At 52.3% G+C, this 21,314-nt stretch carries 14 protein-coding genes and 1 tRNA gene; 14 read left to right on the top strand and 1 reads right to left on the bottom strand.

Annotation, left to right across the window (positions count from 1 at the left end):
* Position 1 precedes the first annotated feature (1 nt).
* The 12 genes from lolB to rihA all read left to right on the top strand — a co-directional run bounded on the left by lolB (position 2) and on the right by rihA (position 19,013).
* Positions 2-607, top strand: coding sequence for a lipoprotein insertase outer membrane protein LolB (lolB, locus tag NCTC9997_RS04935; RefSeq protein ID WP_064977469.1), 606 nt, complete (start codon positions 2-4; stop codon positions 605-607).
* Complete coding sequence (gene ispE, locus NCTC9997_RS04930) at positions 591-1,478, top strand: 4-(cytidine 5'-diphospho)-2-C-methyl-D-erythritol kinase (RefSeq protein ID WP_052181227.1); 888 nt, start codon at positions 591-593, stop codon at positions 1,476-1,478. Before lolB ends, ispE begins: the two co-directional genes overlap by 17 nt.
* A gap of 148 nt (positions 1,479-1,626) precedes the next feature.
* Complete coding sequence (locus NCTC9997_RS04925; RefSeq protein ID WP_010862058.1) at positions 1,627-2,574, top strand: ribose-phosphate pyrophosphokinase; 948 nt, start codon at positions 1,627-1,629, stop codon at positions 2,572-2,574.
* A gap of 160 nt (positions 2,575-2,734) precedes the next feature.
* Positions 2,735-3,325 (top strand): aminoacyl-tRNA hydrolase, encoded by a 591-nt coding sequence (gene pth, locus NCTC9997_RS04920; protein WP_010862059.1) that lies wholly within the window; start codon positions 2,735-2,737, stop codon positions 3,323-3,325.
* Positions 3,326-3,457: 132 nt separating this feature from the next.
* Positions 3,458-4,549, top strand: coding sequence for a redox-regulated ATPase YchF (ychF, locus tag NCTC9997_RS04915; protein ID WP_010862060.1), 1,092 nt, complete (start codon positions 3,458-3,460; stop codon positions 4,547-4,549).
* Between the two features lie 377 nt (positions 4,550-4,926).
* Complete coding sequence (locus NCTC9997_RS04910) at positions 4,927-5,691, top strand: efflux RND transporter periplasmic adaptor subunit (protein WP_052242310.1); 765 nt, start codon at positions 4,927-4,929, stop codon at positions 5,689-5,691.
* Positions 5,688-7,022, top strand: coding sequence for an efflux RND transporter periplasmic adaptor subunit (locus NCTC9997_RS04905; protein ID WP_064977468.1), 1,335 nt, complete (start codon positions 5,688-5,690; stop codon positions 7,020-7,022). The genes NCTC9997_RS04910 and NCTC9997_RS04905 overlap by 4 nt, the downstream gene beginning before the upstream one ends.
* The gene (locus tag NCTC9997_RS04900) at positions 7,019-9,127 is read left to right on the top strand and encodes an HlyD family efflux transporter periplasmic adaptor subunit (RefSeq protein ID WP_064977467.1); all 2,109 of its coding nucleotides are present in this window, start codon (positions 7,019-7,021) and stop codon (positions 9,125-9,127) included. The genes NCTC9997_RS04905 and NCTC9997_RS04900 overlap by 4 nt, the downstream gene beginning before the upstream one ends.
* A gap of 252 nt (positions 9,128-9,379) precedes the next feature.
* A complete protein-coding gene (locus NCTC9997_RS04895) occupies positions 9,380-10,198 on the top strand; it encodes a phage tail protein (RefSeq protein ID WP_064977466.1) in 819 nt (272 codons plus the stop codon).
* Positions 10,199-10,331: 133 nt separating this feature from the next.
* Positions 10,332-15,977 (top strand): tandem-95 repeat protein, encoded by a 5,646-nt coding sequence (locus NCTC9997_RS04890; RefSeq protein WP_064977465.1) that lies wholly within the window; start codon positions 10,332-10,334, stop codon positions 15,975-15,977.
* A 34-nt stretch (positions 15,978-16,011) separates the two neighbouring features.
* Positions 16,012-17,586, top strand: a complete 1,575-nt coding sequence (locus NCTC9997_RS04885) for a TolC family protein (RefSeq protein WP_230405855.1) — start codon at positions 16,012-16,014, stop codon at positions 17,584-17,586.
* A 479-nt stretch (positions 17,587-18,065) separates the two neighbouring features.
* Positions 18,066-19,013, top strand: a complete 948-nt coding sequence (gene rihA / locus NCTC9997_RS04880; RefSeq protein ID WP_064977464.1) for a pyrimidine-specific ribonucleoside hydrolase RihA — start codon at positions 18,066-18,068, stop codon at positions 19,011-19,013.
* A 101-nt stretch (positions 19,014-19,114) separates the two neighbouring features.
* On the opposite strand, the gene NCTC9997_RS04875 is transcribed toward rihA, so the two are convergent.
* A tRNA-Ser gene (locus tag NCTC9997_RS04875) sits at positions 19,115-19,202 on the bottom strand.
* Positions 19,203-19,481: 279 nt separating this feature from the next.
* Here NCTC9997_RS04875 and yqfB point away from each other — a divergent pair.
* The gene (gene yqfB, locus NCTC9997_RS04870; RefSeq protein WP_064977463.1) at positions 19,482-19,817 is read left to right on the top strand and encodes a N(4)-acetylcytidine aminohydrolase; all 336 of its coding nucleotides are present in this window, start codon (positions 19,482-19,484) and stop codon (positions 19,815-19,817) included.
* A gap of 888 nt (positions 19,818-20,705) precedes the next feature.
* Positions 20,706-20,930, top strand: a complete 225-nt coding sequence (locus tag NCTC9997_RS04865) for an LPP leucine zipper domain-containing protein (RefSeq protein ID WP_010862069.1) — start codon at positions 20,706-20,708, stop codon at positions 20,928-20,930.
* Positions 20,931-21,314 lie beyond the last annotated feature (384 nt).

Here is a 21,314-nt window from a genome sequence, read left to right as displayed (position 1 = left end):
CATGCCGAAATCCATTTATTTGCGCCTGCTGCCATTGACACTGGTCTGGTTGCTTAGCGCCTGTGTCAGCACGCCACCCGAACCGGTTGGCCCACCCGTTAGCTGGTCTGCCCATGTGCAGCAGTTAAACGACCTCAGCCGCTTTCAGGCACGCGGCACCTTTGCTTATCTCACGCCACAACGCCGCCAATCTGCACGTTTCTTCTTGCAACAGAAGGATGCAGAGCATTATCAGCTACTGTTACTCAACCCACTCGGTGGCACAGTACTGGAAATCAGCGCCGCACCCGGCAATATCACGCTAAAAGATAACGATGGTAAAACCTATCAAGGCGTCAATGCCGATGAATTGGTGTATCGCCTGACCGGAATGCAAATTCCGGTGACCAATTTGCGCCACTGGATTCTCGGCCTGCCCGGTGATAACGATACTTACACCTTGGCCGGACAACGGCTAGCCACCTTGCAGCATGTCACGCCGGATGGCACTTGGATGATGCGCTACAACAGTTATGATGTGAATTCCAACCCGGTATTACCTGCGGCAATGGAACTGACACAAGGCGACCAACGGATCAAACTGAAAATCGATGACTGGATACTCTGATTGCCCACCGGCGCAGCCACTACAGTGGCCTTCGCCGGCCAAACTGAATCTGTTCTTATATATCACTGGCCGCCGTGCCGATGGTTATCACTCTTTGCAAACCCTGTTTCAGTTTCTGGATTATGGCGACAGCCTCTCCTTTATTCCCCGTCCTGACGGGGTGCTAACGTTATCTCCTTCTATCCCTGATGTTCCCGATGAGCACAACCTGATCATCCGCGCGGCACGCCTGTTGCAACAGCATACCGGCTGCACACAAGGCGCGGATATTCGCCTGCATAAAATTCTGCCAATGGGCGGCGGCTTAGGCGGCGGCTCATCGAATGCAGCGACGACACTGGTGGCGCTCAATTGTTTGTGGCAAACCGGATGTAGCCGTAGCGAGCTTGAACAATTAGGACTGCAACTGGGCGCCGATGTGCCGGTGTTTGTGCACGGCCATGCCGCTTTTGCAGAAGGCGTCGGTGAGCAGTTGCAAGACTGCGCACCACAAGAAAAATGGTATCTGGTGGCGCATCCCGGCATCAGCATTCCTACAGCGGCAATCTTCGGCGATCCCGAACTGACCCGTAATACCCCGGAGCGTACTTTGACAGCCCTGATGGCAGCGCCATACGAAAACGATTGCGAAAATGTCGCAAGAAAACGTTTTCGCGAGGTTGAACACCTTATTTCTTGGCTGTTACAATACGCCCCGACTCGACTGACCGGTACCGGTGCCTGTGTCTTTGCTGAATTTGATACAGAAGCCGCTGCCCGTACAGTTTTGCAGTCGGCACCGAATTGGTTGCAAGGATTTGTAGCCAAAGGCGTTAACATCTCGCCTTTGCAACAAACCTTACAGCAGTTTCGTGACATGACTGCAGCGTAAACGAATATCCGTGAACAACTAAATTGATTTACTGATTGAATCTGGCCCTTACGGGCTGGTGCATTTTACCGACAGATACCTGCTGTCTGCCGTTAAAAGGCCCGTCAGATTCCCCCCGTATCCTGGACGCAAGCCTGAGGTTCTTCTCGTGCCCGACATGAAGCTTTTTGCTGGTAACGCAACGCCGGAACTGGCACAACGCATCGCTGACCGTTTGTACATCTCTCTTGGCGACGCTACTGTGAGTCGTTTTAGCGACGGCGAAGTATGTGTACAAATTAACGAAAATGTCCGTGGTGGTGACATTTTCATTATCCAGTCTACCTGTGCCCCAACCAACGACAACCTGATGGAACTGGTGGTAATGGTAGATGCTCTGCGTCGTGCTTCGGCAGGTCGTATCACTGCGGTTATCCCTTACTTCGGTTATGCCCGTCAGGATCGTCGCGTACGCTCTGCTCGTGTACCTATTACCGCAAAAGTAGTGGCTGATTTCCTGTCCAACGTGGGTGTTGACCGTGTTCTGACGGTTGACCTGCACGCCGAGCAGATTCAAGGCTTCTTCGATGTTCCGGTTGACAACGTGTTCGGCAGCCCAGTTCTGCTGGAAGACATGCTGGCGAAAAACCTGACCAGCCCGGTTGTGGTTTCTCCGGATATCGGTGGTGTTGTGCGCGCGCGCGCCATCGCTAAGCTGCTGAACGATACCGACATGGCGATCATCGACAAGCGTCGTCCACGTGCCAACGTGTCTCAGGTAATGCACATCATCGGTGATGTGAATGGCCGTGACTGCATCTTGGTTGACGACATGATCGATACCGGTGGTACGCTGTGTAAAGCGGCTGAAGCACTGAAAGAGCGCGGCGCGAAGCGTGTATTCGCTTATGCCACGCACCCAGTGTTCTCTGGTACTGCAATCGACAACATCAAGAACTCCATGATTGATGAAGTGGTTGTAACCGACAGCATTCCATTAACTCCTGAGTTCAAAGCGCTGGACAAAGTACGCGTACTGACTCTGTCAGGCATGCTGGCTGAAGCCATCCGCCGTATCAGCAATGAAGAGTCAATCTCTGCCATGTTTGAACATTAATTCCCAACGGTATTAATGGCTACATGCAAAAAGGCACCTTCGGGTGCCTTTTGTCATTCTAGGCCGCCAGCGTGTAGAATAGCGCCCATTGTCTACCCTGCCCGGTGAACTCGAGCAGGGTATCGCCTGCATCCGTTATATTTATCAATCCGAGACTGTCATGAGTACGATTAAACTGTTGGTCGGTCTGGCCAATCCTGGAGCCGAGTACGCGGCTACCCGCCATAATGCCGGAGCTTGGTATCTGGATCTGCTATCACGCCGCTATAACACCAGCTTAAAAGAAGAAGCCAAGTTTTTCGGTTATACCGGCCGTGTCAGTATCCATGGTCAAGATGTGCGCCTACTGGTGCCGACCACCTTTATGAACTTAAGCGGTAAAGCCGTGGCGGCGATGGCCTCTTTTTATCGCATTAACCCCGATGAAATTCTGGTCGCCCATGATGAGCTGGATCTGCCTCCGGGCGTGGCCAAGTTTAAACTCGGTGGCGGTAACGGCGGTCACAACGGGTTGAAAGACATTGCCAGCAAGCTCGGGAACAACCCGAACTTCCACCGCCTGCGGATCGGTATTGGTCATCCGGGCGATAAAAATAAAGTCACGGGGTTTGTACTAGGTAAACCACAGGCTGCCGAGCAGCGTCTGATTGATGATGCCATTGATGAGGCGGTGCGTTGCACCGATGTGCTGATGAAAGATGGCATGCTGGCCGCCATGAATCGCCTACATGCGTTCAAAGCCAACGTCTGATGGTTTGATAGCTCGCCCCAGCGTTCACGCACAGCAGCCCTGCTCAATGCCGGTAAAGCTGTGATATAATCTATAGTTTGATTTGCACCCTTTTTCGTGCATGACATTTCGAGTGTAGAAGGTAATTACATCATGGGATTCAAATGTGGCATCGTAGGTCTGCCTAACGTGGGTAAATCTACCCTGTTCAACGCCCTGACCAAAGCGGGTATCGAAGCAGCTAACTTCCCGTTCTGCACCATTGAACCTAACACCGGCGTGGTGCCGATGCCGGATCCACGTCTTGACCAGCTGGCTGAGATCATCAACCCTCAGCGCACTGTGCCGACCACCATGGAATTCGTGGATATCGCCGGTCTGGTAAAAGGCGCATCCAAAGGTGAAGGTCTGGGTAACCAATTCCTGGCTAACATCCGTGAGACCGAAGCGATCGGTCACGTTGTTCGTTGCTTTGAAAACGACAACATCATTCACGTTGCTGGCCAAGTTGACCCGGCTGATGATATTGATGTGATCAACACCGAGCTGGCGCTGTCTGACTTGGAAGCGTGTGAGCGCGCTCTGCAGCGTGTACAAAAACGTGCTAAGGGCGGCGACAAAGATGCCAAGCTGGAGCAGGAAGTGCTGCAAAAGTGCCTGCCACATCTGGAAAATGCCCAGATGCTGCGCACCTTGGATCTGAGCGATGATGAAAAAGCTGTCATCAAGTACTTGAGCTTCCTGACCCTGAAGCCAACCATGTACATCGCTAACGTGAACGAAGACGGTTTTGAAAACAACCCGTATCTGGACAAAGTTCGCGCTATCGCAGCCGCTGAAGGTTCAGTCGTGGTTCCTGTTTGTGCCGCTATCGAAGCCGATATCGCCGAGCTGGAAGACGAAGATAAAGCTGAATTTATGGCTGAGCTGGGTATCGAAGAGCCAGGTCTGAACCGCGTGATCCGCGCCGGTTACAAACTGCTGAACCTGCAAACTTACTTCACCGCGGGCGTGAAAGAAGTGCGCGCGTGGACTATATCTGTGGGTGACACTGCGCCACAAGCGGCAGGTAAAATTCACACTGACTTTGAAAAAGGCTTTATCCGCGCACAAACCATCGCATTCGACGACTTCATCAAATACCGTGGTGAGCAAGGCGCCAAAGAAGCCGGTAAGATGCGTGCCGAAGGTAAAGACTATATCGTTAAAGATGGCGATATCATGAACTTCCTGTTCAACGTATAATTAAATCATACACAAACATTTCAATAAGATAGACGAAATCCAACCTTTAGGTTATGTATTGAGTACACATTCGCGTACTCAATACATCTCTAACGTAAGTAGACAAAAAGACCTGTCAGAAACTGGCAGGTCTTTTTTACTTTTCATCGCAGCAGCTGGTATGTCTCCATTTCAATGCCGTGGGAATTATCACCAGACATATCCTTATCGTTCGTCGAGTTTTCCTTGCTTGCTATACCTTGGCGCACTACATTACATATAAATAACACACCGTAACATTCAATCGCATCGCGTAACCAATTCACCAGCAACCAGTTACACATGGAAGGCAGACAAGCGTGATGAAAGTGAACGAGTCTATTTACCGCTGTACCCTGATGCTGCTTTTAGTGGGTTCACTACTCCACATGCCCTCAGCACAGGCTACCGATCCGCTCTTAACTTCTTCTCCCGTAGGGGACTCCACGCAGACGCACACCGATAACCAGTCACGCGGTATTCTAGTGGCTGTCGAGCAGGCTACCCTCTCCAGCGAACTGGCCGGTCGTATAGTGGAGATGCCATTGAAAGAGGGCGAAGCGTTCAAAAAAGGGGATATTCTCGTGCGCTTCGATTGCAGTATTTATCAGGCACAGCTTGCCGCATCACAAGCTGCAGCCAGAGCAGCAGAAGCTGAACTCAGACAGAACCAACAGCTGGCGCAACTCAAGTCGGTTGGCAGGCATGCCGTAGCACTCTCTTCCGCCCATTTAGCCCAGGCTCAGGCCGAAAGCCAAGTGTACCAGATTCAGGTGAACCGCTGTCGCATCACTGCACCGTTTGATGGCCAAATAGTGAAACGCCGTGCGCAACCCTTTGAAAGCGTAGCCCAGGGCTCGCCACTGCTGGATATGGTGAACAACCGCCACCTTGAGATCAACTTGCTGGTTTCCTCCCGTCTGTTGTCAATACTTAAACCTGGTTTGACCTTCACCTTTACACCAGATGAAACCGGAAAACCATTACAGGCCAGCATCGCACGACTCGGCGCACGCATTGATGAAAGCAGCCAGACCATCGGGATTATAGGCACACTGAACAATGCTGACCCCAGTCTGATGGCAGGCATGAGTGGCACGGCGCAAATCCTGGAGGCGAAGTGAATACTTCTCCCATATCAACCACAGCCAGTGCGGCGGTCTTTGCCCGTTTTCTTGATATTGAGCAGCAGGCCAGAGCTGCGGCTAGCAGTGAAGAGCTGGCCTACTGCATCGTTAATGACAGCCAGCCGCTGTTCGGTTATCGTCATGCCGCACTCGTTATTAACGGTCGGGTGCGCGCGGTAACGGGTGTCACTCAACCCTCCCCCCATGCACCATTTGTGGCGTTTATCGAACGTGCTTGTACCCATTTGCAGGCGATTGACGGTAAACCGCTCAACCAGTGTGGCATCATTGAAGCGGCACGACTCGACGAACAAAGCCGCAGTGACTGGCTGGCCCTCTCCGCCCCTGAAGCCCTGTGGTCACCGCTCAAAGACCGTCAGGGAGAAGGGTTTGGTGGCATCTGGTACGCGCGCGAACAGCCGTGGCAAAACGCTGACCGAGTGCTGGCTGAACAGCTTGCTGGCGCATTCAGCCATGCGTGGCTGGCTCTGGAGCCGCAAACTAACCACTGGCACCGCCGCAAAGGACGCTGGAAGATGGCTATCCCTTTGCTGGTATTGCTCGCCTGCCTGTGTATTCCGGTGCGCCAGTCAGTACTGGCACCTGCTGAAGTAGTCCCTTACCATGGACGCGTTGTCGCGGCACCGCTAGACGGCGTGATCCAGTCCTTTGCCGTGCAACCAAATCAGCGCGTGCAACAGGGTGACCTCTTGGTTCGCTTTGACCAAACCACACTGAAAGCACAGGCCGACGTGGCCGAGCGCACGCTGAATGTTGCCGAAGCGGAGTTTCGCGCCAGCTCGCAGCGTGCTTTCCAAGATGCAGATTCCAAAGCAAAACTCGATTTCCTAGCCGCACAGGTGGCGCAAAAACGGGCCGAGCGCGACTATGCTAACGCCCTGCTCAGTCGCACGGTAATTCGCGCCGACCGCGACGGTATTGCCGTGTTTGCCGACGCCGACCGTTGGATTGGCAAACCGGTGCGTACCGGCGAGCGCTTAATGGAACTGGCCGATCCTGCGTTTGCAGCCCTACGCATTGAGCTGGATGTGGGTGATGCCATTAGGCTAAAACAGGATGCGCCCATCACTCTGTTCCTCCATAGCGACCCTCTCACCCCGCATATGGCCAGGCTTGAACGCATAGCCTATGAGTCCGAGCAGACACCTACAGGTAACCTTGCTTATCTGCTTGATGGCCGATTTAACGATTCCCCGCCGCGTATCGGCCTACGCGGAACAGCCAAATTGTCAGGCGAATATGTACCGCTAGCGGTCTATCTCTTCCGTCGCCCGCTCTCCGTGATCCGTCAGGCAATCGGCCTATGAACCTACTGCTACCGGCGCTACGCCTCGACCTCCAATTGGTAGAATCTGCTGCGAGTATTAATGGTGCACCGCAATGGGTACTGACTGACCCGCTTACCGGCCGCTATTTTTCACTAACGCCGACGGCTCTGCGCCTGCTGCGCCACTGGTCCTTACGCGTGCCACAACAGGTGCTTGCCGCCGCTAACCAAGAGCCGGGCTTACCGCTACAGGTTAAAGAGCTGGAGCAGTTGCTACATTTTTTACGCCAGCACGATCTAGTGACATCGGGCGATGCCGAACAGCGCCAACGTTATCTCCTTAAAGCCCGCGCCATGCACACCAGCCTATGGAAGAAAGTGCTGCACCAATATCTGTTTTTCCGCATCCCGCTCTGGCGGCCTGATCCGCTGCTCAACCGTTGCTGGCCTTGGCTTAAGTGCTACGGAACACCGCTATTGTTGCTGGGATTCCCGCTGATCTTGGTGCTAGGGCTCTATCTGGTCAGCCGTGACTGGGTAAGTTACGCCCACGCGTTCCCACACCTGTTCAGTCTGCAAGGGATAGTGGTATTCGGAATGTCGCTAGTGATCGCCAAATTCATACATGAACTAGGGCACGCCTTTATGGCCAAGCGCGCGGGCTGCCGAGTGCAAAGCATGGGGGTAGCCTTTATCGTACTATTCCCACTGTTCTATACCGACGTGAGTGATGCGTGGAAAGTCAAGAACCGTCGGTCGCGTTTGCTGATTGGCGCAGGTGGTATTCTGGCCGAAATACTGCTGGCAATTCTCGCATTACTGATATGGACACTGCTGCCAGACGGACCTCTGCGTACAGCTGCGTTTATGCTCTCCAGCGCCACCTGGATAACGACATTAGTGGTTAACCTCAACCCGCTGATGCGCTTTGACGGTTACTTCCTACTGAGTGATTTCTGGCGAGTAGAGAACTTACAGGAACGCGCTTACACCCTGTGCCGCTGGCGGCTGCGAGAAATACTGTTTGGTTACGGTCATCCCGCACCGGAAACTTGGTCGCCTACAATGCAGCACAAGCTGTTGATCTGGGGCTACGCCTCATGGATATGGCGCTTTTTCCTGTTTTTCGGCATTGCACTTATGGTGTACCACTTTTTCATTAAGGTGGTTGGTATTATTTTGATGGCAATAGAAATTGGCTGGTTTATTGCTCTTCCGGTGATGAATGAAGCCCGTATCTGGTATTCCATGCGTAAGAATGCTCATCCCGTTAAGCTATTACGTTCAGGCCTGATTCTGGTGGCGATATTGGCGCTGCTACTGTTTCCCTGGCGCAGCAGCATCCGTATTCCTGCAGTGCTGGAAGCTGAAAACGTCAGCTCACTGTATGCCCCTATTCCGGCCCAAGTCAAAGCGCTCTATGTCACTGACGGTCAGCGAGTTCAAGCCGGTGAGAAACTGCTGGATCTCACTTCACCCGATTTAGACTACCGCATCAATATTGAACGTCAGCAAATTGCGATTTTGCAACAACAGCGGCAACGTGAAGCTGGACGTCAGGAAACCGCCAGCGCAACTCAGGTACTCGACCGACAACTGGCGGAATCATTGGCCCGCTATCGAGGATTAGATGCGCAGCGTCAGCGTTTATCTCTCTCCGCGCCGCAAGCAGGCCAGGTAAGAGATGTTGCGCGAGATATGACGCAAGGTCGCTGGCTGACATCGGATATGCCATTGCTCCGTGTGGTCAGGCAGAGCGCCGGGAAAGTACAGGGATATTTACCCGACGATACGCTAAAACGCGCGGAAGTGGGGATGCAAGGCTATTTTATCGCCGATGACCCCGCATATCCTCGTCTTGTCGTACAACTGAAAGACATTGCGCCCACCGGTACAGCCTGGTTACAGCAAGAGATACTGGCATCCGATCGCCACGGTCCAATCGCCGTACGCCGCGATAGGGATCATAACCCTCAACCGGTGCAGGCGCAGTACCGTGTCCGGTTCTCGGTACAGGAAGGGCAATTCTCGCTACCACAACAACCATTGCGGGGCAGCGTAATGCTGGAAGGGGAAACAGAATCCATTGTTGGCGCGGTATGGCGGCGGCTTGCCGCATTGGGTATTCGGGAGAGCGGATTTTAATAACGGTAAAACGCATCGTATGCGTAATTTTGCCAAATCGTTTTTTTCGATGATTCAGCAAAGAATTTTATTATTACCAGCGGAAAATTTCTCCCGCGTCAGCTATGTTTTTATTGTAACTAAAAAACACATCTTGTTCTAATTTTTAATTATTCTCAATTATATGTATTTCTCCCGCATTTTGGCGAGATACCGATAATTAGCCCAATAAATCGCATAGCTAAAGCTTTAGGATAGCAAGGAGAGATATCCATGATGCATGCTAAGAAGGTTCTTACCCAAACAGCAATAACTGTAGCCATGGTTGGCGGTATTTTATGGCCTCAGATTGCCTCAGCCTGTAGTTCAGAAGAATATATTGGATCTATCTGTTATACCGCAGCACAATTTTGTCCCGCCGGTTTTGTGCCAGCGGACGGACGTTCACTGAATATTCAGCAGAATAACGCACTTTATTCCTTATTAAGCACCGTCTACGGTGGCGATGGCAAAACAACGTTTAATGTGCCTGATTTACGCGGCCGTTTTCCTCTTGGTCAAGGTTCTGGTCGTGCCGACTCCAATAATATAGGGGCAAAAGCCGGTATGGCCTCCGTAACACTATCGAACAACCAGATTGCGCCGCATATCCATCCAGCTACCTTTACACCCGGTGGGTCGTCAGTTGATGTCACTGTTCCGGCACAGCCGAGCACCTTAAGTGTGGGAGCCTCACTACCGCTCGTCACGACCGCTAGCGGTACGGCGACGACAACCCCTGTACCGACAGGAACCAATAACTATCTTGGTGCCCTGACGGCCAAAGCGATTAATGGCTTATCAAGTTATAACGTCAGTTTTACCGGATTGTTCTCGCAGACGAAACCGAGCCCGGTAACGGCATCAGCACCTGTCGACACGACCGTGTCTGGCTCGGCGGGAACCGCTGCTTTCACCTTTAAAGTGCCGACCGGCGGGTCTGTTAGCGTGCAGCCTAATCTTCCTGCGGCCGCGCCAGTGGATATTCGGCCGCAGTCACTGACCTTGTTGCCTTGTATTGCTGTTTTGGGGCTCTATCCACCAAGAGATTGAGTCTTATGTCTCTGGCAAGGTTGCCTGGCTTCCTTGCCAGATGATTAGAACCGGCAAAGGCAAACGTCGTATAAACCGGTTAATTAAGTTGAATGTATCTGTCGTTAATTACCGATAAGCGTCGGAGTTTTTTATGCTGTGGCGTCAATTTTTTAAAAAGCAGGCTCAACCAGTCGCTATATCTGAAACGGCTGTACAACCTTTTGTCTGCGGTTATGTGCTGGAAGCCCGTATGCTGTTTGACGGCGCAATTGCAGCCACAGTCGAGCAGACGACAGATACGCACACTACCGAGCCCCAAACGGCCAGCACGACTGCCCACACGACGTCGGCTGAGACGGCATCTCAGTCTGATAGTAGTAGTAGTCATGCGGGCCAGGATGCTGGCAATCAGAGTTCAGCCACCAAGAATACCTCAACTGACAGTCATTCGACTGACAGTAACTCAACGACAAGTACCGCTTCAAATGGCAGCGATGTTGCGGCAGTCGCGGGGGCTACCGTACACAAAGAAGTGGTGTTTATCGATACCTCGGTGGCGGGTTATCAGACGCTGGTTGCCAACGTTCCGGCCGGGATGGAAGTCGTATTACTGGACGGCAGCAAAGATGGTTTGACACAGATGGCCGTATGGGCGCAAACGCACAGCGGCTACGATGCCATTCATGTGCTCAGCCATGGTAGTGAGGGTGCAGCACAACTCGGAACCCTGACGTTAAACAGTGCTACCGCTCAGGCACGGGCCAATAATCTGGCGACGCTCGGTGCGGCATTAAATGCTGATGGCGATCTCCTGCTGTATGGCTGTGATGTAGCGCAGGCATCCGGACAACAGTTTGCTTCTCTGCTGGCGCAGTTGACCTCGGCAGATGTGGCGGCGTCAACCAACCCAACAGGGGCAGCGGCGCTCGGTGGTGATTGGGTAACAGAATTTCATACCGGAGAGATTGGCGTACAGGATTTAGTTATCAGCAGTTATAACAATCTGTTGTCGGTGAATAGCACCTCGGTCACGGTGACCGCGTATTATAATCCGGCAACGGAGCACTATGCTTCGACGCCGGTAGGTAGCAGTGTTGAATTTGATAACAATAGTAATCCGATTGATATCGACCCGACGAATAATACGGTTACGATTACTTACAGCAGTGGCGCATCGCTGGACACCGCGTTTGACCTGGTATTTCAGGGCGGCAGTCTTGACCATTTTACCGGTATTACCAAGACCTTCAGTTCCGGGGACAACGCCAACGATGTGACTGCCACGGTTTCCGGCAAAACCATCCATATTAATGTAGGGGCTGGCGGGTTTACTAATGGGACAATAGTCTTCACGTTCACATCCGTTGATGTATCAACAGATTCCGCGCCCTCTGTTATCGGCAGCGCGACCAATCCTACCTACACGGAAAATGGCTCTGGCATTAACCTGTTTTCAGGCATATCGGCCACAACCAATGACAGCGGGCAAACGTTTAGCGGCGCGGTGTTTACTGTCAGTAATGTGACTGATACCACCGAATACCTGACCATTAACGGCGTGGACATTACCCTCACTAACGGAACTCAACTCTCTCTCGGCAGTGGTTACGGCACCGTCAGCGTCAGCAAGCATGGCAATACGGCAACAGTGACGCTAACAGGTGCTTCCCTCTCGGATGCCAATATGAGCACGCTACTGTCAGGGATAACCTACCGTAACAGCAGTGAAACCCCCACAGAGACATCACGCACGGTGACGTTAAGCCAGCTAACCGACAGCGGCGGCTCGAATAATACGGCATCGCCCAATCTTAGCTGTCAGGTGACGGTTACTGCCGTCAATGATGCGCCAGTCATCAGCAATACCTCGGTCAGTAAAACCGTCAATGAGGATAGCGTCCAGACCTTTAACCCCGCAGACTTTGGTTTTAGCGATGTGGACAGCGGTGATACCCTGCAATCCATCACTATCGTCACCGCCCCCGCTGCCGGTGAGCTGTTTATTGATGCCAACAACGACGGTGTTCGCGACAGCGGTGATACGTTACTTGGCAATGGTGCAGTGGTCAGCGCGGCGGATATCAGTAGACTGACCTTCCGCCCGACCGCGAACGCCAACGGTGCCGGTTATGCCGCCTTTACCTGGCAGGTCAGCGATGGTACGGCGTTGTCCGCCAATACCGGGACGATGACACTTAATGTCACACCGGTGAACGATGCGCCAGTCATCAGCAATACCTCGGTCAGTAAAACCGTCAATGAGAATAGCGTCCAGACCTTTAACGCTGCCGATTTTGGTTTCAGCGATGTGGACAGCAGCGATACCCTGCAATCCATCACTATCGTCACCGCCCCCGCTGCCGGTGAGCTGTTTATTGATGCCAACAACGACGGTGTTCGCGACAGCGGTGATACGTTACTTAGCAATGGTGCAGTGGTCAGCGCGGCGGATATCAGCAAACTGACCTTCCGCCCGACCGCGAACGCCAACGGTGCCGGTTATGCCGCCTTTACCTGGCAGGTCAGTGACGGTACGGCGCTGTCCACCAATACCGGGACGATGACACTCAACGTAACACCGGTGAACGATGCGCCGGTTATCAGCAATACCTCGGTCAGTAAAACCGTCAATGAGGATAGCCCCCAGACCTTTAACCCCGCGGACTTTGGTTTTAGCGATGTGGACAGCGGCGATACCCTGCAATCCATCACTATCGTCACCGCACCGAGCGCAGGTGAGCTGTTTATTGACGCCAATAACGACGGTGTTCGCGACAGCGGTGATACGTTACTTGGCAATGGTGCAGTGGTCAGCGCGGCGGATATCAGTAAACTGACCTTCCGCCCATCCGCGAACGCCAACGGTGCCGGTTATGCCGCCTTTACCTGGCAGGTCAGTGATGGTACGGCGTTGTCCGCCAATACTGGGACGATGACCTTTAACGTAGCTCCAGTTAATGATGCGCCGGTTATCAGCAATACCTCGGTCAGTAAAACCATCAATGAGGATAGCGTCCAGACCTTTAACCCTGCGGACTTTGGTTTTAGCGATGTGGACAGCGGCGATACCCTGCAATCCATCACTATCGTCACCGCACCGAGCGCAGGTGAGCTGTTTATTGACGCCAATAACGACGGTGTTCGCGACAGCGGTGATACGTTACTTGGCAATGGTGCAGTGGTCAGCGCGGCGGATATCAGTAAACTGACCTTCCGCCCATCCGCGAACGCCAACGGTGCCGGTTATGCCGCCTTTACCTGGCAGGTCAGTGATGGTACGGCGTTGTCCGCCAATACTGGGACGATGACCTTTAACGTAGCTCCAGTTAATGATGCGCCGGTTATCAGCAATACCTCGGTCAGTAAAACCATCAATGAGGATAGCGTCCAGACCTTTAACCCTGCGGACTTTGGTTTTAGCGATGTGGACAGCGGCGATACCCTGCAATCCATCACTATCGTCACCGCCCCCGCTGCCGGTGAGCTGTTTATTGACGCCAACAATGACGGTGTTCGCGACAGCGGTGATACGTTACTTGGCAATGGTGCAGTGGTCAGCGCGGCGGATATCAGCAAACTGACCTTCCGCCCGACCGCGAACGCCAACGGTGCCGGTTATGCGTCCTTTACCTGGCAGGTCAGCGATGGTACGGCGTTGTCCGCCAATACAGGAACGATGACCCTTAACGTAACGCCAGTTAACGATGCGCCAGTCATCAGCAATACCTCGATCAGTAAAACCGTCAATGAGGATAGCGCCCAGACCTTTAACCCCGCGGACTTTGGTTTTAGCGATGTGGACAGCGGCGATACCCTGCAATCCATCACCATCGTCACCGCACCGAGCGCAGGTGAGCTGTTTATTGACGCCAACAACGACGGTGTCCGTGGTGTCGGCGATACATTACTGGGCAATGGTGCAGTGGTCAGCGCGGCGGATATCAGCAAACTGACCTTCCGCCCGACCGCGAACGCCAACGGTGCCGGTTATGCCGCCTTTACCTGGCAGGTCAGCGATGGTACGGCGTTGTCCGCCAATACCGGGACGATGACACTTAATGTCACACCGGTGAACGATGCGCCAGTCATCAGCAATACCTCGGTCAGTAAAACCGTCAATGAGAATAGCGTCCAGACCTTTAACCCTGCGGACTTTGGTTTTAGCGATGCGGACAGCATCGATACCCTGCAATCCATCACTATCGTCACCGCCCCCGCTGCCGGTGAGCTGTTTATTGATGCCAACAACGACGGTGTTCGCGACAGCGGTGATACGTTACTGGGCAATGGTGCAGTGGTCAGCGCGGCCAATATCAGCAAACTGACCTTCCGCCCGACCGCGAACGCCAACGGTGCCGGTTATGCCGCCTTTACCTGGCAGGTCAGCGATGGTACGGCGTTGTCCGCCAATACCGGGACGATGACACTTAATGTCACACCGGTGAACGATGCGCCAGTCATCAGCAATACCTCGGTCAGTAAAACCGTCAATGAGAATAGCGTCCAGACCTTTAACCCTGCGGACTTTGGTTTCAGCGATGCGGACAGCATCGATACCCTGCAATCCATCACTATCGTCACCGCCCCCGCTGCCGGTGAGCTGTTTATTGATGCCAACAACGACGGTGTTCGCGACAGCGGTGATACGTTACTGGGCAATGGTGCAGTGGTCAGCGCGGCCAATATCAGCAAACTGACCTTCCGCCCGACCGCGAACGCCAACGGTGCCGGTTATGCCGCCTTTACCTGGCAGGTCAGCGATGGTACGGCGTTGTCCGCCAATACCGGGACGATGACACTTAATGTCACACCGGTGAACGATGCGCCAGTCATCAGCAATACCTCGGTCAGTAAAACCGTCAATGAGAATAGCGTCCAGACCTTTAACCCCGCAGACTTTGGTTTTAGCGATGTGGACAGCAGCGATACCCTGCAATCCATCACTATTGTCACCGCACCCACTGCCGGTGAGCTGTTTATTGACGCCAACAACGACGGTGTTCGCGACAGCGGTGATACGTTACTGGGCAATGGTGCAGTGGTCAGCGCGGCGGATATCAGCAAACTGACCTTCCGCCCGACCGCGAATGCCAACGGTGCCGGTTATGCCGCCTTTACCTGGCAAGTGAGTGACGGTACGGCATTGTCCGCGAATACCGGGACAATGACTCTCAACGTAACACCGGTGAACGATGCGCCAACATTATCCAGCGGCGATCCGCAATTCCGTATATCAGATGGTACGAACGGATCACGCCCGGTGGACAGCCGAGTACCTACAATCCAGTCCCAAGTGGCTGGCACACCGCCGCTCAATACATGGATTACCTCCTCCTCTCTCGGCAGCTTTAATGCCGGACACACCGCTGGGAGCAGTTCGATAATGGCATCCATCTTCACTGCCACTAGTGATGGAGTCAGCGGGGAAGATGCGACTAAGAGTGACGTAGCTAATATCTTCAGGCACAGCTCATCATTCAGCAGCCATTTTGAGAGTTCACTGGGCTCCTTCCCCAGCTTTAGCAAAGACCCAGCGCAGGGCGGCACCTCGTCACTGGCCAGCGTCTTCTCCGACATTTATTTACCTTCACTGACACCGATGGAAGTGTTTACTGGCGGTAGCTGGAAAGATATCAATCTGCATGCACAGGGAGCGACAGAGCTGGGGCCAGAACAAGCTACTACCGCGTTTACCCCATCGTTCCCCCGGCAATTACAACACATAGGCGAGGCTGAAGGACAACGGCTGTCAGCCATTGCACAGGCTTTGTTCGAGCAAAGTCAGCTGCAGGGCTAATAACTACAAGACTAGATTAAAAGGAATTAATTCTATGGTGACCGTGATGGTAGCAAACCGGTTGTCGGTGGTGACAACGGTGAGCAGCAGCGAAACAATACATAACTGCCGCAAGCTTTTTGCGTTAAGCTTATTGGCCATAGCGCTAAATGGATGTGCTGTAACCAGCAACCCAATAACGCCAAAAGAGAGTGCACAGCGCATCCAGCTGGATCGGGTAGCCATGTTCAGCCAGCAAGAGCCGGTTACTGCGCCGATCACCCTGTATGACGCAATGGCACGCGCGCTGAAATACAACCTCGAATCACGTTTAAAAGTCATGGAAAGCGCTCTGGCCCAACAGCAACTGGATCTCTCACGTTATGACATGCTGCCGAAGCTGGCGGCTTCGGCGGGCTATGTGGGGCGCAACAACGTCAGCGCCTCCAGTAGCCGTAGCGTAGAGACCGGACAAACATCTCTGGAACCGTCCACCTCACAAGATCGTGACCGTAATGTGGCAGACCTGACGATGGTGTGGAACGTGCTCGACTTTGGCGTTAGCTACGTTAGCGCGAAACAGAAATCGGATCAGCGCTGGATTGCCGAAGAACGTAAACGCAAGGTGGTACACACCATTTTGCAGGATGTCCGTTCCGCCTACTGGCGAGCGGTTGCCGCTGAGCGTCTGCTCGGCCAGATCGATACGCTGATTGACCGAGTAAACCAGGCGCGTGAAGCCAGCGAGCAGATGACTGCTCAGCAGGTCGGCGACCAGGTTGAAGCTTTGAGCTATCGTCGGGCGCTGATTGAGGCCACCCGCCAACTGGAAGAACAGCGCCGTGCACTGTCACTGGCAAAAACTGAACTAGCCACGCTGATGAGCCTACCGCTGGACACACAATATAAACTGGCACTACCCACCAGCGGCGACGAGACAGTTCCACTGCTGAATGTAGATCAAAAAATCCTAGAAGAGACTGCGCTGGTCAGCCGCCCGGAACTACGTGAGCAAGATTATCAGGTACGTATTAACGCCGCCGAAACCCGTAAAGCGCTGTTGCGTATGCTGCCGGGTATCGAGATTAGCGCAGGGGGCTACTACGACAGCAACTCATTTTTGGTCAACAACAGTTGGGCCGAGGTGGGAGTGAAAGCTACATGGAACCTATTCAACTTGATTTCTGGCCCTGCAGCGCACAGTACCGCGAAGGCCAACGAACAGGTAGGCGAGTTACAGCGTCAGGCGATATCGCTGGCAATCATGGCGCAACTGTACGTGGCGCGTGCCAACTACAACGAAGCACTGCGTCAGTATAAAACCAGCACAGAGTTGCGTGATCTGGACGGGCAAATCGTTCAGCAACTACGTAACCGCTACAAGGCGAACAGCATCGGTGAGTTACAATTGATTCAGGGCGAACTAAATGCGCTGAACGCCGATCTGCGCCAGGATCTGGCCTACGCTGAACTGCGTAACACTTACGGACAGATTATCTCCAGCGTGGGCATAGACCTGCTGCCGAAGACATTGCCATCAGACAAACTGGCGGATATCAGCAACGCACTGCGTCAGTCGGAAGCCAACTGGCAACAAGGGAAAATCAGCTCGCTGCAATCGTTCTTATAACACGGTCCCAGCGTCTGTGTACGCTGGGACTCATGTATTGTACCGCCATTTATATTCCTCCGGTGAGGAGTGCACCGCTACACAAAAAATCAAAGCATATGTTTTAAAGAGATTTAATATAAAAACGATCAACAATCAAAGGATGTGAGACTAACTATTAGCCAGCTTCCTGTTCAACGTATAACGCATTTACCCTGCTGTTTTTTGCTTTAAAAGCCCCGTCGGGAGTGATCCTGACGGGGCTTTATTATTTTGCTCGATGGTGTGCTCGATAGCGCCTTCTCGCCTTCTCGCATACTCTTACTTTTTTACTCCCTCACATCCTTTCGCCCCCTCACCGCGCGCCAAGCGTTATCTCCCGCATACGAATCACTCCCTCCCCCCTACTAAAGATAAGTGTGAACCGAGCGCCGGAAAGGTGCGTCTGAGACTGGTAGGGTAAGCTATTTCCCGCCGTAGCCGTAACAGGAGAAATAGCTATGGATAAGGCTTTGCCTATCATTATTGATTGCGATCCTGGCCATGACGATGCCATTGCGCTCATTCTTGCGCTAGCCAGCCCGAAGCTGAACGTACTCGCCGTAACCACCAGCGCCGGTAACCAAACCCCCAATAAAACGCTGCGCAATGCCCTGCGCATCCTCACCTTGTTAGGTCGTCACGATATTCCTGTGGCTGGCGGCGCGCCCAAGCCGCTGCTGCGCGAGCTGATCATTGCCGATAACGTTCACGGCGAATCCGGTCTCGACGGCCCTGCCCTACCTGAGCCGGGATTTGCGCCACAAGCCTTAACGGCGGTCGAATTGATGGCCAAAACCTTGCGTGCGAGCACCGAGCCGATAACGCTGGTACCGACCGGCCCACTCACTAACATTGCACTGCTGCTCAGTGCCCATCCCGAGCTCAAGGCGAAGATTGCACGGATTGTACTGATGGGCGGGAGCGCCGGTCCGGGGAACTGGACACCGGCGGCTGAGTTCAATATTTATGTCGATCCGGAAGCGGCAGAAATGGTGTTTAGCGCAGGCGTGCCGATCACCATGTGTGGGCTAGATGTCACACACGCCGCGCAAGTGATGGATGAGGATATCGAACGTATTCGTGCCATCACGAACCCTATCGCCCGCACTGTGGCTGAACTGCTCGACTTTTTCATGATTTATCACCGCGATCCGAAATGGGGCTTTGTCGGTGCGCCGTTACATGACCCGTGCACCATTGCCTGGTTACTGCGTCCTGAGCTGTTTAATGGTATCGAATGTCACGTAAGCGTCGAGACGCAGGGCCACTACACTGTTGGTATGACGGTGGTGGATAGATACCGCCTAAGCCCGCTCGAGCCTAATGCTACGGTTTTGTTGGGTGTTGAGCGCCAAGGTTTTATCGATCTGTTGGTCGAACAGCTACAGGCTTACAGTGTGAAATAACGAGTGGAGGAGATGTGAAGGCAAGTCGGCTAGGTAAAAAGAAAATGCGCTGCGAATAAAAGCAAAAAGCCCAGCTGATTAAATCAGCTGGGCTATCAATTTGGCGGTGAGGGAGGGATTCGAACCCTCGATACGTTGCCGTATACACACTTTCCAGGCGTGCTCCTTCAGCCTCTCGGACACCTCACCAAATTTTGTGCCGTTGCGATTACGTTTACTCATCAGCAGCGGACGCAGCGAAATATACGGAAAAGTGTGGGGCGGGTCAACATGAAATACAGCAACTTCCCTCTGACTGCTGCAAAAAAAGGCAACCAGCTGAAATTAGAGACAAAAAAGCATGAAAAGATAGATTTCCACCCTGTTATGTCATCTGTACTGGCAGAATAGCGCTGCAATTCAATCATGCTCTATGCCATCATTTTATCTTTGGTGCCGGTGGTTCGGTGCCTCTCGTTAGGACATGTTATGACGACTTCGATGATCCCTTCAGATCCGGTGAAATTCAGTTTTTATACCCGCTTTCGTGACGACATTTTAGCCGGCCGCAAAACCATCACTATCCGTGATGCGCAAGAAGCAAGTACTCTACAGGTCGGCCAACTTTTGGAGGTCTATACCAATCCAGAGGACGAATGGTTTTGCCGCTTGCAGATCACCTCAATTGAGCCCGTCACGCTGGCACAGCTCAATGCTGAGCACGCGCGTCAGGAAAATATGTCACTCAGTGAGCTGCAGCAAGTGATCCGAGATATCTACCCTCATGAACCACAATTGTTCGTGCTGCATTTTGTACTGTGCTAGTACGAACTCATAACGGCACTGTTATGCACTGGCTGATATGTAGTGGATATGTACTGAGTGATAGAGCAATGATGATTTAACCTACACTTGAGCGCGATTTACCCTTACAGATACAGCATGTGGGCATCGCGCATAGTGAGTTAAGCGGTAGAGCGGAGTTAGAGGCGGCAGGATCGATAGGATGCCGCCTTTATAACTTTTCCAATTGCAGTATTCGGGTTTAGCCGCAGGACTGTAGCACTTTTCCCCTAGTGTTTTCCCTTCATACATTAGCGCTTTGCTGCGCACAATGCTTAATTAACTGCCAAACACTAGCCAGATAATAGCCCGATGCCTCAGTGCCAATCCCAACAGAAATGCCCACACTCGAACTATTTTGAGCTAACTGTTTTAGGTACAGGTATGAAAAAGTAAACCTCTGCGCAAGATTTAACCACCAAGTTAACCCCAGCTTACCCTTGCGATAATGCTTTTCATGCAACCAGTATCACACGATTTCAGATGGTGCCAGGGTACTAACGTAAAAGACGTGCTATATAGATTGATTATTGTTTATCCATTTATTTTATATTTTTTGCTGAACTTTCTTGCAGCCCCATAGTCTGAAGATATAACCCGCAGCACATCATCCTGCACATTATTGATATAACTTGACAGAATTATGTTTTAGTGCAGCGAAATATCAGCCATATATATCAATCAGTTAAAACCCTCTATCATCCCAAATTGTAGACCACTCTTCAACTAGTAATATAAATCATGAGAGCTCGTTCAACTTTTTGGGAATTTTTCGTTTTATCGAAAAAAAAAACTTCTAATGATCAAAATTTGCGTAATACTTGTATAGGCTTGAATATAGTTCAAGTGTGTGTCTACAGGGAGTCTATAATGAACAAGACCAAATTAATTCTGGGTACCATCGTACTGAGCTCCACTCTGCTGGCTGGTTGTGCTAACACCAAGCTGGAGCAGAGCGTTGCTGATCTGAACACCAAAGTTGACCAGCTGGCTACTGACGTAGGTTCTTTGCGTACCGACGTACAAGATGCTAAAGCAGAAGCTGCTCGCGCTAACCAGCGCCTGGACAACATGGCTACTAGCTACAAGAAGTAATAGCTATTACGTCACCTCTAAGCAGTGCGGCTTGCCGCACTGCTTATTATTTTTCTCGTTATATTCTAAATTCTATTTAAAAACACTTCAGTTAGAACAATTTTCGCTCTAACCGGGTTTTACGCCTTTTCTCTCTTGCGCCCCACACTCACATCAAGCGCATCAGTAACACAATGCTACCTTCTTACACATGCATACAAGTCGCTGACTTTTTGTCCAGTTGTCATCTGTCATCCGGCACACTGCAATCTTTCCACACAATTTAGTCACTCTTGATAGTGCGCGGACGATTCGGTTTTACACTGATTTGCTTTAGCATGAGCGTGTTGTCCTTCTTTGCGTTATCGCACATTCCCTTTTCCAGCTAGCTTTACTGTGAGCCAA

The sequence above is a fragment of the Plesiomonas shigelloides genome (assembly GCF_900087055.1).
GTDB lineage: Bacteria > Pseudomonadota > Gammaproteobacteria > Enterobacterales > CAMTGL01 > Plesiomonas > Plesiomonas shigelloides.
The sequence above is the reverse complement of the archived record's forward strand: the minus strand, read 5'-3'. Positions and strand labels throughout refer to the sequence as shown.

Bases quoted from the DNA above. Each gene is read 5' to 3' on its own strand.
- NCTC9997_RS04910 (WP_052242310.1), top strand. From the start codon at position 4,927: ATGCTGCTTTTAGTGGGTTCACTACTCCACATGCCCTCAGCACAGGCT.
- NCTC9997_RS04900 (WP_064977467.1), top strand. From the start codon at position 7,019: ATGAACCTACTGCTACCGGCGCTACGCCTCGACCTCCAATTGGTAGAA.
- ispE (WP_052181227.1), top strand. From the start codon at position 591: ATGACTGGATACTCTGATTGCCCACCGGCGCAGCCACTACAGTGGCCT.
- pth (WP_010862059.1), top strand. From the start codon at position 2,735: ATGAGTACGATTAAACTGTTGGTCGGTCTGGCCAATCCTGGAGCCGAG.
- NCTC9997_RS04885 (WP_230405855.1), top strand. From the start codon at position 16,012: ATGGTGACCGTGATGGTAGCAAACCGGTTGTCGGTGGTGACAACGGTG.
- lolB (WP_064977469.1), top strand. From the start codon at position 2: ATGCCGAAATCCATTTATTTGCGCCTGCTGCCATTGACACTGGTCTGG.
- yqfB (WP_064977463.1), top strand. From the start codon at position 19,482: ATGACGACTTCGATGATCCCTTCAGATCCGGTGAAATTCAGTTTTTAT.
- ychF (WP_010862060.1), top strand. From the start codon at position 3,458: ATGGGATTCAAATGTGGCATCGTAGGTCTGCCTAACGTGGGTAAATCT.
- rihA (WP_064977464.1), top strand. From the start codon at position 18,066: ATGGATAAGGCTTTGCCTATCATTATTGATTGCGATCCTGGCCATGAC.
- NCTC9997_RS04895 (WP_064977466.1), top strand. From the start codon at position 9,380: ATGATGCATGCTAAGAAGGTTCTTACCCAAACAGCAATAACTGTAGCC.
- NCTC9997_RS04865 (WP_010862069.1), top strand. From the start codon at position 20,706: ATGAACAAGACCAAATTAATTCTGGGTACCATCGTACTGAGCTCCACT.
- NCTC9997_RS04890 (WP_064977465.1), top strand. From the start codon at position 10,332: ATGCTGTGGCGTCAATTTTTTAAAAAGCAGGCTCAACCAGTCGCTATA.